Source organism: Pseudomonas sp. G7(2022) (assembly GCF_052660475.1).
The window spans coordinates 3,424,620-3,438,872 of the sequence record NZ_CP109659.1; the positions used below are offsets into that span (position 1 = coordinate 3,424,620).

11 protein-coding genes and 2 riboswitches are annotated in these 14,253 nt (G+C 61.0%); of the genes, 6 read left to right on the forward strand and 5 right to left on the reverse strand.

Annotated features, from left to right (window positions below; translation table 11 throughout):
• Positions 1-2: 2 nt before the first annotated feature.
• On the reverse strand, positions 3-3,884 hold the full coding sequence (gene cobN, locus NE357_RS15415) for a cobaltochelatase subunit CobN (RefSeq protein WP_169430597.1): 3,882 nt from the start codon (positions 3,882-3,884) through the stop codon (positions 3-5).
• Between the two features lie 3 nt (positions 3,885-3,887).
• Complete coding sequence (gene cobW / locus NE357_RS15420; RefSeq protein WP_064597024.1) at positions 3,888-4,961, reverse strand: cobalamin biosynthesis protein CobW; 1,074 nt, start codon at positions 4,959-4,961, stop codon at positions 3,888-3,890.
• A gap of 99 nt (positions 4,962-5,060) precedes the next feature.
• Positions 5,061-5,270: riboswitch (cobalamin riboswitch) on the reverse strand.
• 605 nt (positions 5,271-5,875) lie between these two features.
• Here cobW and NE357_RS15425 point away from each other — a divergent pair.
• The 6 genes from NE357_RS15425 (at position 5,876) to cobM (ending at position 9,966) form a co-directional block, all read left to right on the forward strand.
• Positions 5,876-6,169, forward strand: a complete 294-nt coding sequence (locus NE357_RS15425) for a transposase (protein WP_169428789.1) — start codon at positions 5,876-5,878, stop codon at positions 6,167-6,169.
• A complete protein-coding gene (locus NE357_RS15430; RefSeq protein WP_169430598.1) occupies positions 6,166-7,029 on the forward strand; it encodes an IS3 family transposase in 864 nt (287 codons plus the stop codon). Before NE357_RS15425 ends, NE357_RS15430 begins: the two co-directional genes overlap by 4 nt.
• A gap of 435 nt (positions 7,030-7,464) precedes the next feature.
• A riboswitch (cobalamin riboswitch) is annotated at positions 7,465-7,686 on the forward strand.
• Between the two features lie 122 nt (positions 7,687-7,808).
• Positions 7,809-8,006 carry a CbtB domain-containing protein gene (locus tag NE357_RS15435; protein ID WP_016983301.1) on the forward strand — a complete coding sequence of 66 codons (198 nt, stop codon included), beginning with the start codon at positions 7,809-7,811 and terminating at the stop codon, positions 8,004-8,006.
• Between the two features lie 11 nt (positions 8,007-8,017).
• Positions 8,018-8,719, forward strand: a complete 702-nt coding sequence (locus NE357_RS15440) for a CbtA family protein (protein WP_169430599.1) — start codon at positions 8,018-8,020, stop codon at positions 8,717-8,719.
• Positions 8,716-9,129 carry a cobalamin biosynthesis protein gene (locus NE357_RS15445; protein ID WP_169430600.1) on the forward strand — a complete coding sequence of 138 codons (414 nt, stop codon included), beginning with the start codon at positions 8,716-8,718 and terminating at the stop codon, positions 9,127-9,129. The genes NE357_RS15440 and NE357_RS15445 overlap by 4 nt, the downstream gene beginning before the upstream one ends.
• 90 nt (positions 9,130-9,219) lie before the next feature.
• Positions 9,220-9,966: a precorrin-4 C(11)-methyltransferase gene (gene cobM, locus NE357_RS15450; protein WP_169430601.1), complete on the forward strand. Its 747-nt coding sequence runs from the start codon at positions 9,220-9,222 to the stop codon at positions 9,964-9,966.
• Between the two features lie 145 nt (positions 9,967-10,111).
• Here the strand turns inward: cobM and nfuA are convergent, their stop codons facing one another.
• From nfuA to NE357_RS15465, 3 genes are all read right to left on the reverse strand, one after another.
• The gene (gene nfuA, locus NE357_RS15455; protein WP_007959519.1) at positions 10,112-10,696 is read right to left on the reverse strand and encodes a Fe-S biogenesis protein NfuA; all 585 of its coding nucleotides are present in this window, start codon (positions 10,694-10,696) and stop codon (positions 10,112-10,114) included.
• A gap of 90 nt (positions 10,697-10,786) precedes the next feature.
• Complete coding sequence (locus tag NE357_RS15460) at positions 10,787-11,788, reverse strand: acyltransferase family protein (RefSeq protein ID WP_169430602.1); 1,002 nt, start codon at positions 11,786-11,788, stop codon at positions 10,787-10,789.
• Positions 11,789-11,847: 59 nt separating this feature from the next.
• Positions 11,848-14,142 carry a fatty acid cis/trans isomerase gene (locus NE357_RS15465; protein WP_169430603.1) on the reverse strand — a complete coding sequence of 765 codons (2,295 nt, stop codon included), beginning with the start codon at positions 14,140-14,142 and terminating at the stop codon, positions 11,848-11,850.
• Positions 14,143-14,253 lie beyond the last annotated feature (111 nt).

Sequence of the window (14,253 nt, forward strand, 5' to 3'; positions counted from 1 at the left end):
TCTCAGCTCTCTTCTTCTATATCCAGCAGCAGATTCTCCAGCGCTTCCTTGTAAGCACCGGGTTCCTGCCACATCCCGCGCTGCTGCGCTTCGAGCATGCGCTCGGTCATGTCGCGCAGTGCGTGGGGATTATGCTCGCGCACGAACTCGCGGGTCGCCGGGTCCAGCAGATAGGCATCGGCCAGCAACGCGTACTGGTGATCGTCGATCAATTGCGTGGTGGCGTCGAAGGCAAACAGGTTGTCGACCGTCGCCGCCAATTCGAAGGCGCCTTTATAGCCGTGGCGTTTGACGCCGTCGATCCATTTCGGATTCGCCGCTCGGGAGCGAATCACACGGTTCAGTTCTTCTTTCAGCGTACGGATCTTCGGCAGATCCGGCTGACTGTGGTCGCCGTGATAACTGGCCGCCGCTTCGCCGCGCAGGCTTTCCACGGCAGCGAGCATGCCGCCCTGGAACTGGTAATAGTCGTTGGAGTCGAGCAGGTCATGCTCGCGGTTGTCCTGATTTTGCAGCACGGCCTGCACCTGGCTGAGGCGCTGGACAAATTGCTCGCGAGCGGCGGTGCCTTCATCGGAACCGCCGTAAGCGTAGGCGCCCCAGTTCAGGTAGACCTCGGCCAGATCCTCGCGAGTTTGCCAGAGGCGACCATCGATAGCGCCCTGCACACCTGCGCCATAAGCGCCGGGTTTGGCACCGAAGATCCGCCAGCCGGCCTGACGCCGGGCAGCCTCCTCATCCAGCCCCGACTGGCGCAGCGCCTCACGTTCGGCGCGGACTTTGGCGGCCAGCGGATTGAGGTCGTCCGGCTCGTCCAGTTCCGCCACGGCTTGTACGGCGGCATCGAACAGGCGGATCAGGTTGGCGAACGCATCGCGGAAAAATCCGGAGACCCGCAGCGTGACATCGACCCGAGGCCGGTCGAGCAGGCTCAGCGGCAGAATCTCGAAATCATCGACCCGCTGACTGCCCGTGGCCCACACCGGGCGCACGCCCATCAGCGCCATGGCCTGTGCGATGTCGTCACCGCCGGTGCGCATGGTCGCGGTGCCCCAGACCGACAAACCGAGCTGACGCAGGTGGTCGCCGTGATCCTGCAGGTGTCGCTCCAGAATCAGCGTGGCCGACTGGAAACCGATTCGCCAGGCCGTGGTGGTCGGCAGGTTGCGCACGTCCACCGAATAGAAATTGCGGCCAGTGGGCAACACGTCAAGGCGACCGCGACTCGGCGCGCCGCTCGGGCCGGCCGGGACGAATCGGCCGCTCAACGCGTCGAGCAAGCCGTGCATTTCGGCCGGGCCGCAGGCATCGAGGCGTGGGGCAATCACTTCGCGCAGGTTGTCGAGGATTGCACCGACTTCAACCCAGCGCGGTCCCTGTGGGAGCGGGCTTGTCCCCGGGCGGCGATCCGACGAAAGCGGTATGTCAGTGAAAGGGATATTGACTGACACGACGCCTTCGCGGGCAAGCCCGCTCCCACAGGTATTGTGCAAGGCTTGATTTTGGTTGAGTGTCTGCTCAATCAATTGCGCCGCGAACAGCTCCAGACGCTCGCGGGTATCCCCCGCCGTGCGCCAGACCTCGTCGCTGACCGACAGCAACTCCATTGGACGCGGGCCGGCCCAGGGATCAGCCAGTGCGCAATCCAGCGGATCGAACCCCAACTGAAACGCTTTGGCCAACGCCCGCAACAGACTCGACTGCGCCCCTTTGCCATCGCCACGCGGGATGCGCAGCAACGCGAGCAAGGTATCAATACGCAAACGCCCGGTCGGCGACTCACCGAAGATGTGCAGACCATCGCGGATCTGCGACTCCTTCAAGTCACACAGATAGGTATCCAGACGCGGCAGCCAGATCGCCGCGTCGGCATCACTGTCGAGGGCGGCATCCAGTTGCAGTTCGCGATCGATCTGCGTGTCACGCACCAGTTGCAGAATGTCGCGCTGCAATTCCCGGGCGCGGCGCGGATCGAGCAACTGTGCTTCGTAATACTCGTCCGCCAACAGTTCCAGATTGCGCAACGGGCCGTAGGTTTCGGCACGGGTCAGCGGCGGCATCAGATGATCGATGATCACCGCCTGAGTGCGACGCTTGGCCTGGGCGCCCTCGCCAGGGTCGTTGACGATGAACGGATAGATATTCGGCAGCGGCCCGAGCAGCGCGTCCGGCCAGCAATTCTCCGACAGACCCACGCCCTTGCCCGGCAGCCATTCGAGGTTGCCGTGCTTGCCGACGTGGATCACGCCGTGAGCGCCGTAGGTCTGGCGCAGCCAGAAATAGAACGCGAGGTACGCGTGCGGCGGCAACAGATCCGGATCGTGATACACCGCGCTCGGATCGACCTGATAACCCCGCGCCGGTTGAATGCCGACGAAAGTCAGGCCAAAACGCAGACCGGCAATCATCATCCGCCCGTCACGGCACATCGGATCATTTTGCGGCGGCCCCCAACGCTCCAGCACCGCTGTTCGATTGACTTCGGGCAGTGCGTTGAACATCGCCAGGTAATCATTCATCGCCAGGCTTTGCTGGCACGGGCGCTGATCCAAGGTATCGAGATCGTTGCTGACGCCGCCGAGCAGTTGCCGGATCAGTTCGGTGCCGCTGTCCGGCAGGTCGGCCGGCAACGGGTAACCTTCGGCTTGCAACGCCCGCAGGATATTCAGCGCGGCGGTTGGCGTGTCGAGGCCGACGCCGTTGCCGATGCGTCCGTCCCGGGTCGGGTAGTTGGCGAGGATCAGGGCGATGCGCTTTTCAGCGTTCGGCACCCGCGCCAGATCGACCCAGCGCCGCGCCAGTTCAGCCACGAAATCCATGCGCTCGGGCTGGGCCCGATAACACACCACGTCGGACTGACTGCGCTCGCTGCGCCAGGCCAGATCCTTGAAGCTGATCGGCCGGCTGATGATCCGACCGTCGAGCTCAGGCAACGCGATGTGCATCGCCAGATCCCGCGGACCGAGGCCCTGCTCGCTGTCGCGCCAGCCGGGCTCGTTGTCCTGGGCGCAGATCGCCTGAATCACCGGTATGTTGCGACGGAACGGGCGCAGATGCGGCGCTTCCGGGCTGGACTGGGCGAAACCGGTGGTATTCAAAATCACCGAGGCTTCGACCTCATCCAGCCAGTCCTCGACCACCGACAGGCAGCCGGGCTCTTTCAAACTGGCCACGGCGATCGGCAGCGGATTGAGACCGGCCGCCTGAAGCCGTTGGCAGAACACGTCGATAAACGCCGTGTTCGCCGCTTGCAAATGCGAGCGATAAAACAACACCGCCGCCACCGGTTGACCAGGCCGCCAATCGGCTTGCCAGTCACTCAGTGCGGCGGTGTTTTTGTTCGGGTGATAAATCGCCGTGCGCGGCAGCGTTTGCGGCTCGCCCCAAGCATAGTCCCGCGACAGCCAGCGATTGGCCAGACAGCGGAAGAAATCCAGCGCATTGCCCATGCCGCCCTGACGCAGGAACTGCCAGAGCCGGTCACGATCCTCGGCGCCTACGGTGCTCAAGTCACTGAGCTCCGGGTCGGGACGGTCATCGCCCGGCACCAGAATCACCTGCACGCCACGCTCGGACAACTCGACCAGTCGCTCGACGCCATAGCGCCAATAAGCAATGCCGCCGTGCAGCGAGATCAGAATGACCTTGGCGTGGCGCAGCACCTCATCGACATAGAGGTCGACCGACGCATGGTTCTGCACCTGCATCGGGTTGGCCAGGCGCACGCTCGGGTAATCCTCGGGCAGTTGCTGCGCCGCTTCGGCGAGCAGCGCCAGGCTGGAATCGCCGCTGCACAGGATCACCAACTCGGCGGGGGTTTGTCCCAGGTCGGCAATGTTGTCATCCGACACGAAACCGCCGGGCTGGGTCCTGAGCAGGTGCATGGCTTAAACGCTGAGCGCGGCGCGCAGTTGCGCTTCGAGTTGAGCGGCATCCAATTCCTGACCGATCAACACCAGACGCGTCACGCGTGCCTCATCAGCGCCCCACTGACGGTCGAAGTGCTTGTCGAAACGAGTGCCCACGCCCTGGATCAGCAACCGCATCGGCTTGTTCGGGATCGCCGCGAAGCCTTTGACCCGCAGGATGCCGTGCTGGACCACCAGTTGCGTCAGCGCATCGAGCAGCAGGCTTTCGTCGGCTTGCGGCAGTTCGATGGAGATCGAGTCGAAGGCGTCGTGATCATGGTCATCGTGATCGTCATCGCCTTCACCGTGGTGGTGATCGTGATGGCTGTGGCGGCTGTCGATGTGTTCTTCGGAACCGGCACCGAGGCCGATCAGCACGTCCAGCGGCAGGCGACCGTTGCTGGCTTCGATGATTTTCACCGCAGGCGGCAGCTCTTCGGCGACTTCCAGACGCACACGAGCGAGGTCTTCAGGGCTGGTCTGATCGGCCTTGTTGAGGATCACCAGGTCGGCGCTGGCCAGTTGGTCGGCGAACAGCTCGTGCAGTGGCGATTCGTGGTCCAGGTTCGGATCGAGTTTGCGCTGGGCGTCGACCTGATCCGGGAACGCGGCGAAGGTGCCGGCGGCCACGGCCGGGCTGTCGACCACGGTGATCACCGCGTCAACGGTGCAGGCGCTGCGGATTTCCGGCCACTGGAAGGCTTGCACCAAAGGTTTTGGCAGGGCCAGGCCCGAGGTTTCGATCAGGATGTGGTCGAGGTCGCCGCGACGGGCCACCAGTTCGCGCATTACCGGGAAGAACTCTTCCTGAACTGTGCAGCACAGACAGCCGTTGGCCAGTTCGTAGACGCGGCCGGTGGCTTCTTCTTCGGTGCAGCCGATGGTGCACTGCTTGAGGATTTCACCGTCGATACCCAGCTCGCCAAACTCGTTGACAATCACCGCGATGCGGCGGCCCTGGGCGTTGTCGAGCATGTGCCGCAGCAAGGTGGTTTTGCCCGAGCCGAGGAAGCCGGTGACGATGGTGACGGGGAGTTTGGCCAGTGTTTTCATCGGATGCCCTTTGGCAAGGTGGCGGGCATACGGGACGAGACCGGCAACGCGGGTGCGTGCCTGGAGAGTTCGCCACCGGATCACCCCGCCCGGTTGAAAGTGAGAATCTGTGACGAGGCAGGTCTCCTGGCTGACGGTGTTCGGGCCTTGGCCCGGGGTTAGCTGCGCCTTCCCGCTGGCTCTGGATTGAGTTGGCAGTGGCGTGGCAGCGAACAGCACCGTTCACAGTTGCGGGGGCAGCCGCGGCTTGGACCGCGTTCCCTTCTTAGCTTCGACGTGGGCCGAAGAACCTCGAAAGCGCAAGGCTACGCATGGGTTCGTGATGGGTCAATGGTTGGTGCTTTTTGGTTTTGTGGGCATATCCGTTGCTGCGGTAACGGCTTCTTATGGTTTCGCTCTTACAGCGACTCACTTTTCCAAACGCCGAAAAGTAAGCAAAAGGCTTTTGCCCCGGCGTACGGCACTTCGCCTAGGCTCAGTGTTCCCTCGCTACGGTGTCCATCAGGGGGCATCGCCTACGGTTTGCTTCGCTGCACCTCCTCTCGATGTATGCGGCTTCGCCGCACGGCGCTGCGCGCCTACCCCCTGATGGACACCTCCGCTCGGCCTGCCGAAGGGGCTAAAGATCAAAAGCAGATCAAGAGCCAGATCAAGAGCCAGATCAAGAGCCAGATCAAGAGCCCCTCACCCTAGCCCTCCCGAAACGTCGGACCGCCCGTAGGGAGAGGGAACCGACCGAGTTGATTGGGAGAGTTGTGCCGACTTGCAATACCGAGTCGAACTCAAGTTTTGAAAAGCCCACAAATCGGCTCCCTCTCCTTGGGGAGAAGGCTGGGGTGAGGGGTAAACCTGGACCTGTCCCGTGACAACGGACGCCAAGAAGCGATACTTAAATCGCTATCTTGGAGGTTGCCATGTACCCAAGCACTCGCCGTAACTACACCGATGAGTTCAAGGCTCAAGCTATCGCACTCGCGGAAAGCGTTGGTAGAACCGAAGCCGCACGTCAGCTCGAGATGTCCGTGAAAACGCTCGATAACTGGGTTGATGCTGCGCGCAAGGGATTACCGTTGAGTTCTCCAGAACGCAAAGCCATCACCAAAGAAGACAGCGAGCTTGCGCGTTTGCGAGCGGAGGTGGCCGAACTCAAGATGGAGCGCGAAATCCTAAAAAAGGCGGCGGTATTCTTTGCCAGAGAGTCCAGGTGAGATACGCCTTCGTCGCTGCTGAACGGGCTCACTTCCTGGTGCGCATGCTGTGTCGGGTGATGGATGTTTCGATTTCAGGTTTTTACGACTACCAGCATCGCGAGGAGCGTCCAGATCGGGATGCGCAGATTCGCGTTGATTTGCGTAAGGTTTATATGGCCAGCCGAAATACATATGGCCGACCACGGCTGGTCGAGGCCTTACGGCGAAAAGCGCATACAGTGGGCCACAAGCGAGTGAGCCGGCTGATGCACGAAGAACGCATACGTGGTAGATCCAAAGGCGGTTTCAAGCCCCGTACCACCGACAGTCACCACTACTTGCCTGTTGCGAGAAATTTGCTCGCTCGTCAGTTTTCCATCGATAACCCCACACCGACTTGGGTCAGTGATATCACCTATATCTCAACCAAAGAAGGTTGGTTGTATCTCGCAGTGGTTTTGAGCATTCAGACGCGCCAAATATTGGGCTATAGCCTGTCGGATCGGATGCCCGACGATTTGGTCGAGAATGCCTTCCTGAATGCCTGGAGCGCCTGTTCCGGCTCTAGTGGTGTGGTTTTTCATTCCGACCAAGGGCGTCAGTATGCGAGTAGCAAATTCCGACTGGCCTTGGCCAAGAAAGACTTCACGCAAAGCATGAGTCGAAAGGGAAATTGTTGGGATAACGCAGTGGCTGAGAGCTTTTTCGCTACTCTGAAAAGGGAGGAGGCGTATGGCGTCTATCCCAGCAAGAGGCTGGCTCAACTATCAATCGCTAACTACATCCATGGGTTTTATAACAGCAGCCGACTGCACTCTGCCTTGGGGTACCGTTCTCCGAACGAATACGCCAGGGTCTTAAGGCAGGCGGCTAAATAGCCAGCTTCTTGGCGTCCGTTGTGATGGGGCAGGTCCAACCCACAACAAAACCAAAGCCAAACACGCCCTGCTCCCCCCACTCAAACCATGAGCGTTAGCTCGAGCACCGTTTTTGATCGCAGGGCCCGTCGGCAGGCTGAGTGGAGGGATTGATCCGGGGGTGGGAGCGCAGCGACCGTGCGGCGCAGCCGCATGCATCGAGAGGAGGTGCAGCGAAGCAAACCGTAGGCGATGCCCCCGGATCAATCCCGGAGCGAAGGAACCCGAGCCACAGCGAGGGCCGTACGTCAGGGCTCAAGACCTTTGGTTACTTTGGGCTGGGCCGGCATTCCGGCGTTTGCCAAAGTGACCCGCCGTAAGGGCGGAACCCTAAGTGGCCGTTACCGCAGCAACGGATCTGCCCAAAAATTGACTATATTCCCCAACCCATGGTCTCCTACACAACTTGTTACGGGTGCCCTTCACAGGGTGAAACGGGAAACCGGTGAATCATGTGCTTTACTCTAAAGCCATGTCAGTCCGGTGCTGCCCCCGCAACGGTAAGCGAGCGAAGCGTCAGATCCACTGTGCCCAAGGGCATGGGAAGGTGACGCTTGCAGGTCGGCCAGACGCCAACCCCTCGTGAGCCCGGAGACCGGCCCGCAACACACAGTACGCATCTTGCGTCACTGAACATAACAAACCCGCGGTGGGCGGGCGCTGTTCGAACCTCTGCGTGCCCGACTCGCAGGGGTTTTCATGCGCTCCATTCACCCGCTGACACTCCAGAGGGAAGCGCCATGTCGATCATCAGCAGCACCGGCAGCAATACGGACAAAATCTCCAGCACCACCACCCTGAGCCAACGCCTGACCGCTGCGATCTTCGCGTCGATCCTGGGCGCAAGCCTGGTCTACTTCGCCGGTTTCTCGCACATTGAAGCGGTGCACAACGCCGCGCACGATACCCGCCACAGCGCTGCGTTCCCGTGCCACTGAGACCTGACGACATGATCAAGCGTATTGCGCAGACCGCAGGTTTCACCGGACTTCTGGCCGCCCTGCTGTTGACCTTGCTGCAAAGCTTCTGGGTTTCGCCACTGATTCTTCAAGCCGAAACCTACGAGAAATCCGAACCGGTGGCCGAAGTCCACGAACACGCCGCCGGCACCGCCGCTCACACCCACGATGCCGAAGCCTGGGAACCGGAAGACGGCTGGCAGCGTGTGGTGTCCACCACCGGTGGCAATCTGGTCGTCGCCGTGGGTTTCGCTCTGATGCTGGCCGGTCTGTACACCCTGCGTGCGCCGACCAAGACCTCACAAGGTCTGCTCTGGGGTCTGGCCGGTTACGCAACTTTCGTGCTTGCACCGACCATGGGCCTGCCGCCTGAACTGCCGGGCACTGCTGCAGCTGATCTGGCGTCGCGCCAAATGTGGTGGATCGGCACCGCCGCATCGACCGCTGTCGGCCTGGCGTTGATCGCGTTTGGCGGCAACTGGCTGCTGAAGATCCTCGGTGTGGCGATCCTTGCCGTGCCGCATGTGATCGGCGCACCGCAACCGGACGTGCACTCGATGCTCGCCCCGGAAGCACTGGAAGCCCAGTTCAAAATCGCTTCGCAGCTGACCAACGTCGCGTTCTGGCTGGCTCTGGGCCTGATCAGCGCCTGGTTGTTCCGCCGTAAAAGCGAAGGTCAGTACCACGCATGACCGATGACAGCGCAGCGCCGACCTTCGTGGTCGGCCTGGGCTGCCAGCGCGGCTGCCCGGCCAGCACGCTGCGCGCCTTGCTTGACCAGGCCTTGCAGGCGCATCGGATTGACCTTGGGAAGGTCAAGGCGCTGGCCAGCATCGACCTCAAGCGCGATGAACCCGGCCTGCAAGAACTCGCCGCCCAACTGGCGCTGCCGTTGCTGTATTTCAGCAGCGAGGAATTGGCCAGTTATCAGCAACGCTTGAGCCACCATTCACAGATCGCCTTCGAACGCACCGGTTGCTACGGCGTGGCGGAAAGCGCTGCACTGGCGCTCGCCGAACAACTGATTCAAGCACCGGCGAAACTGCTGATTTCCCGGCAAAAGTACGCTCAGGCAACTCTCGCATTGGCCGGCGCGGCGTAAATTCCCGATAATCCTCGCTTTCGATCATGAGCATTCTTCATCTGAAGTGCTTCTGAAGCCCCACCTGCCCGACTTTCACAGGATCCAACGATGACCGTCTACTTCATCGGCGCCGGCCCCGGCGACCCGGAATTGATCACTGTCAAAGGCCAGCGGCTGATCCGCAGCTGCCCGGTGATCATCTACGCAGGTTCGCTGGTGCCGACGGCGGTGCTGGAAGGTCATTGTGCTGAAACCGTGGTCAACAGCGCCGAACTGCACCTGGAACAGATCATCGAGCTGATCAAGACAGCCCACGCCAACGGCCAGGATGTGGCGCGGGTGCATTCAGGTGATCCGAGCCTGTATGGCGCCATTGGCGAGCAGATTCGTTATCTGCGCGAGCTGGATATTCCGTTCGAGATCATCCCCGGCGTAACCGCCACCGCCGCGTGCGCCGCACTGTTGGGCGCCGAACTGACCCTGCCGGACATCTCGCAAAGCGTGATCCTGACCCGCTACGCGGACAAGACCGCGATGCCTGTCGGCGAGGAACTCGGCAATCTGGCGCAGCACGGGGCGACCATGGCAATACATCTGGGGGTCAATCATCTGGAGAAAATCCTGGCTGAACTGCTGCCGCATTACGGCGCGGATTGCCCGATCGCGGTGATTCACCGGGCGACGTGGCCGGATCAGGACTGGGTGGTCGGGACGCTGGAGGACATTGCCGAGAAGGTGGCGGCCAAAGGGTTTCGGCGTACGGCATTGATTTTGGTGGGTCGGGTGCTGGGCAGCGATCATTTCAGTGAATCTTCACTGTATCGCGCGGGGCATGCGCATCTTTACCGCCCATGACGGCTCTTTCGCGAGCAAGCCCGCTCCCACATTTGGAATGCGATCCAATGTGGGAGCGGGCTTGCCCGCGAAGGCGTCATTGAATCTCACGCATAAAAAAACGGCGCTCACGGGGCGCCGTTTTTTTTGTCTCGCAGCGAACACCTTAGTAGTAGGCGTTTTCTTTCTGCGTGTGGTCGGTCACGTCGCGAACGCCCTTGAGCTCCGGAATGCGCTCGAGCAAGGTGCGCTCGATGCCTTCCTTCAGGGTCACGTCCGCCTGGCCGCAGCCCTGGCAACCGCCGCCGAACTGCAGCACGGCAATGCCGTCTTCAACCACATCAATCAGGCTGACCTGACCGCCGTGGCTGGCCAGCCCCGGGTTGATTTCGGTTTGCAGGTAATAGTTGATGCGCTCGTTGATCGGGCTGTCGGCGTTGACCATCGGGACTTTGGCGTTCGGCGCCTTGATGGTCAGCTGGCCGCCCATGCGGTCGGTGGCGTAGTCGACGACAGCATCATCGAGGAACGCTTCGCTGAACGAGTCGATGTAGGCAGTGAAGCTTTTCAGCCCCAGCGCGGTGTCCTCAGGTTTCTCTTCGCCCGGCTTGCAATAGGCAATGCAGGTTTCGGCGTACTGGGTGCCAGGCTGGGTGATAAAAACGCGGATGCCGATGCCCGGGGTGTTCTGCTTGGACAGCAGATCGGCCAGGTAATCGTGGGCGGCGTCGGTAATGGTAATAGCGGTCATGGAAACTCCTCGCAGGCTTGAGGCGGAGTTTACGCCAATCGGCGCGCGGCACAAAGTCCCAGTATTTTCGTAGGAATAGTTCACAATCGCCTAATCCGCAGGTTTGCCGTCGATACGCGCTCTAAGCCATTGATAACTGCGCTTTTCCACCCAGTGATAACTCAGCCAGGAACCCACGCCAATCGCCACGGCACACAGGATGAACATCAAATAGGGGTTGATCCCGAAGCGATGGGCCACAAATCCGCCAGCAGACAGCACCAGAACATGCATCAGATAAACCGAGTAGGAACAGTCGCCCAGCAGCTTGAGCACTCGGTTGCGTTCAACATGCCGCTCCAGCGCCATACACGCCATGACCAGCACCGCGCTCGGCGCCCCCCAGTTCAGCAGCCTGGGCGCTGGCGGCAGATAATAGATCGCCAGTAACGCCGCGCCGATCCCCGTCAGCGGCATCCACAAGCCCTGTGCGATCCAGCCCTTGCGATACAGCATGCCGATACCGATCCCGAGCAGAAATTCATAGACGATATCCGAGCGATAAAACTCGCTGACCCAGCCAAACCCGGTCCAGGTCTGGCACACCGCAAACAGCAGCGCCGCGACCACCAGCAAACGGACTTGCAGTCGAAACAACAGTGCCCAGGCGAACAACACGTAGAACAGCATTTCGTAATTCAGCGTCCAGCCGACATTCAGGGTTGGGTAGATCCCGTAGCCGCCGGGGTTTTCGGTCGGGATGAACAGCAACGACAGCAGCAAATGACGCCAGTCCACCGTCTGATCCGGCAGCAGCGGCCGGGCAAACACCACCAGCAGCGCCATCAGCACGGTGTAGAGCCAATACGCCGGGACAATACGGAACAGTCGATACAGCAGAAACCGCGCAGGCGGCAGCGACCTGCCCTCAGTGGACAGGAAGATCACCAGCCCGCTGATCACGAAAAAGATATCGACACCCACGGCACCCTTGTCGATGAACAACTGCCCTATCGGCCCGCGCGCCTCGAAGTCGAAGAAAATCTGCATGAAGTGATGGCAGACCACCGCCCACGCGGCGAGCGCTCGCAGGGCCTGCACTGAAATCAACATCGATGGCGCTCCCGATCCCTTACTTCACAGGATTGGGACAATCGCCATCGCTCAAACGATCAAAGATTCTCGTACCGGTTCATGTCCAGCACGCCCTCTTCCACCGGGTCGGTTTCATGGATGTACTGGCTAAGATCGTGGAAATAGAACCAGAACTGCGGATGACTGCGGCGAATGCCCCAACGTTCGACGATTTTCTCGAACTGCGGCGCATCCTTGGCGCTTTCCATGGCATCGACAAACGCCGGCACCTGATCTGCCGGGATGTTGAACATGAAATTCGGATAACTGCTGAGCACGCCCGGATAAATGGTCAGGGTGTCGAGCCCCGGCTGATAGCGCAGCGACTCGCCCAGCAGGAACGCCACGTTGCTGTGGGCCCGGTTACGCAGCAGGCTGTAGACCTCACGCTGGCCGCTGCGGGTTTCGATGCGCAGCATCGTGGCTTCCGGCAATTGATCGATCACCTTCAGCCCCGCCGCCGGACGCGCCGTCAGGCGGCTCAGCGCCTGCTCGGCGTTTTGCAGCGCCGGGTCGATGTTCGGCCGCGAACAGTAGGCATCCACGCAGCGGTTGATCGGATCGGGCCGTGCGTTGAGGTCACCGTAACGGGCAAGCAGCTGCATGGCGAAATCGTGTTTCGGGTCTTTCTCGTCGAGTTTCAGCGCGGTCGGCTTGTCGTCGTCGATAGACTCGTAATCGAGCCACATCTTGAACTGGCCGCTGCTCTGGTACCAATCGTCGAGGTAATCCTCGCGGGAATCGGCCGGCATCAGCCGCAGGAAGTTCTGCTCGGCGCCGTTGCGGATCAGGTCGAAATACAAGCGGGTCTGCGCCTGATGAGAGACGTTGCCGAACACGTCGAAATTCACCGCCAACTGGTAATAGGTGCGTTCGAGCAACGGATAGTCGAACAGCCACATCGTCTGTGGCACCTCACCAATCAGGCCCTTGGTCACCGAAGCGCTGTCGAAGTGGCGGAAGATACTCAAGAGTGCGTTGTCGTTGCCCGCCCACAGGGTCGACCAGCTCGGCGCCGGCAGTTCGGCGTAGCTGTCACGGCGCAAGGCTTCGTACTTGTTGCGCTTGTTGCGGTAGTCGTGCCACAGACTCAGGACGCTGCCGACATCGTCGTTCTGCCCCGGCATGGCCAGCAATGGCGTGGCCTGGCCGCGATAGTTCGGATCGGTGATGTACAGGTCATGTTCCGGCGCCTGGAACAGCGCCCAGAAGTTGTCGCGGATCACGTCGGTTGCGATCTGCCCACGGCACACCGGGCCGCGAATGAACGTGCGCACGAAATATTCGGCGTTATCGAGCATGAACTGATAACGCGCCTGCGCCGGAATCGCCTCGAAGGTGGCGAACGGATTGGCTCGGCTCTGCGGTCCGTAGCCCGGCAGCGCATGCACCTGCCAGTTGCCGTTGTAGAACAGGCTCTTGACCCGCGCCATCTTCGCCGCGCTCAGCGGATAGGTGATGTGGGTCTTGTGCACGATCACGCCCTGCACCGGCCACAGACGGTAATACACCTGGGTGCCCGGATCGTCGTTCGGGCGACGGGTGGCAATCAGATCGATCGGCTGACCGGTCGGCGTGCGTGAACGCACCCACTGGAAAAAATGCCCCGGCTCGCCGTCCTTGAAGTAGATGTGCGCCAGGAACCAGTGTTCGAACAGCCAGCGTCCGACCAGACTTTCACGCGCGCCGGGCTGATTCAGCAGGTTTTCCCACTGGACGATCTGCAGCGCCTCTTTAGCGCTAGGCGCCAGGCCTTGCTCATCGATCGGCGCGCCGGACGCCAGCCAGCGTTGCAGCGTCTGGTATTGCTGGTCGGTCAGGCCGGTCACCGCCAGCGGCATGCCTTCTTTCGGATGGGCGCCGGCATAGCCGTCGAATTCGGCAGGCATCGCGCAAAGGTTCTCGCGGTTGAGGCCCAGCACGATTTCTTCCGGCAGTTTGGCGTTGGGTGTCAGCGGCGTTTTGTGTCCCAGCTCCAGCATGCGTGCCATCAGAGCGGCCTGGCTGCCTTGGGCGTCGAGCACCGAATAAAAGTCTTTTTGCTGCCAGGCGCGTTTGCCGAAGGCGTCATAGAACAACCGGGTGGTCGGTGCAGCTTGGGTGCGCTCGCCATCGTAGACCGGCATCTTGCTCGCGCCACGGGCCGCGCCTTCGCCGCTGCCAAGGTTCAACTGACAGGCAGAGTCGTAACACGCATGGCAGGCCACGCACTTCTCGGTGAAGATCGGCTGGATGTCTCGGGTGTAGGAGATAGAAGAAGAAACAGCGGGACTCTGCGCCGCCGCGCCAAAGCTTAAAAACAGCAATGCAATGCTGATGACGCGGTACGACATGTCCCTGATCCTGATCCTGAAGAAAAACGCCGCGATTCTACCGTTATGACGCCCGTACCAACATGAGCGATATTCATGCAAAAGCCGCGCATGCTCTAAATCGGCGCAGGT

Excerpts from the sequence above, each read along its gene's own strand:
- cobN (WP_169430597.1), bottom strand. The coding sequence starts at position 3,884 with ATGCACCTGCTCAGGACCCAGCCCGGCGGTTTCGTGTCGGATGACAAC.
- cobW (WP_064597024.1), bottom strand. The coding sequence starts at position 4,961 with ATGAAAACACTGGCCAAACTCCCCGTCACCATCGTCACCGGCTTCCTC.
- NE357_RS15425 (WP_169428789.1), top strand. The coding sequence starts at position 5,876 with ATGTACCCAAGCACTCGCCGTAACTACACCGATGAGTTCAAGGCTCAA.
- NE357_RS15435 (WP_016983301.1), top strand. The coding sequence starts at position 7,809 with ATGTCGATCATCAGCAGCACCGGCAGCAATACGGACAAAATCTCCAGC.
- NE357_RS15440 (WP_169430599.1), top strand. The coding sequence starts at position 8,018 with ATGATCAAGCGTATTGCGCAGACCGCAGGTTTCACCGGACTTCTGGCC.
- NE357_RS15445 (WP_169430600.1), top strand. The coding sequence starts at position 8,716 with ATGACCGATGACAGCGCAGCGCCGACCTTCGTGGTCGGCCTGGGCTGC.
- cobM (WP_169430601.1), top strand. The coding sequence starts at position 9,220 with ATGACCGTCTACTTCATCGGCGCCGGCCCCGGCGACCCGGAATTGATC.
- nfuA (WP_007959519.1), bottom strand. The coding sequence starts at position 10,696 with ATGACCGCTATTACCATTACCGACGCCGCCCACGATTACCTGGCCGAT.
- NE357_RS15460 (WP_169430602.1), bottom strand. The coding sequence starts at position 11,788 with ATGTTGATTTCAGTGCAGGCCCTGCGAGCGCTCGCCGCGTGGGCGGTG.
- NE357_RS15465 (WP_169430603.1), bottom strand. The coding sequence starts at position 14,142 with ATGTCGTACCGCGTCATCAGCATTGCATTGCTGTTTTTAAGCTTTGGC.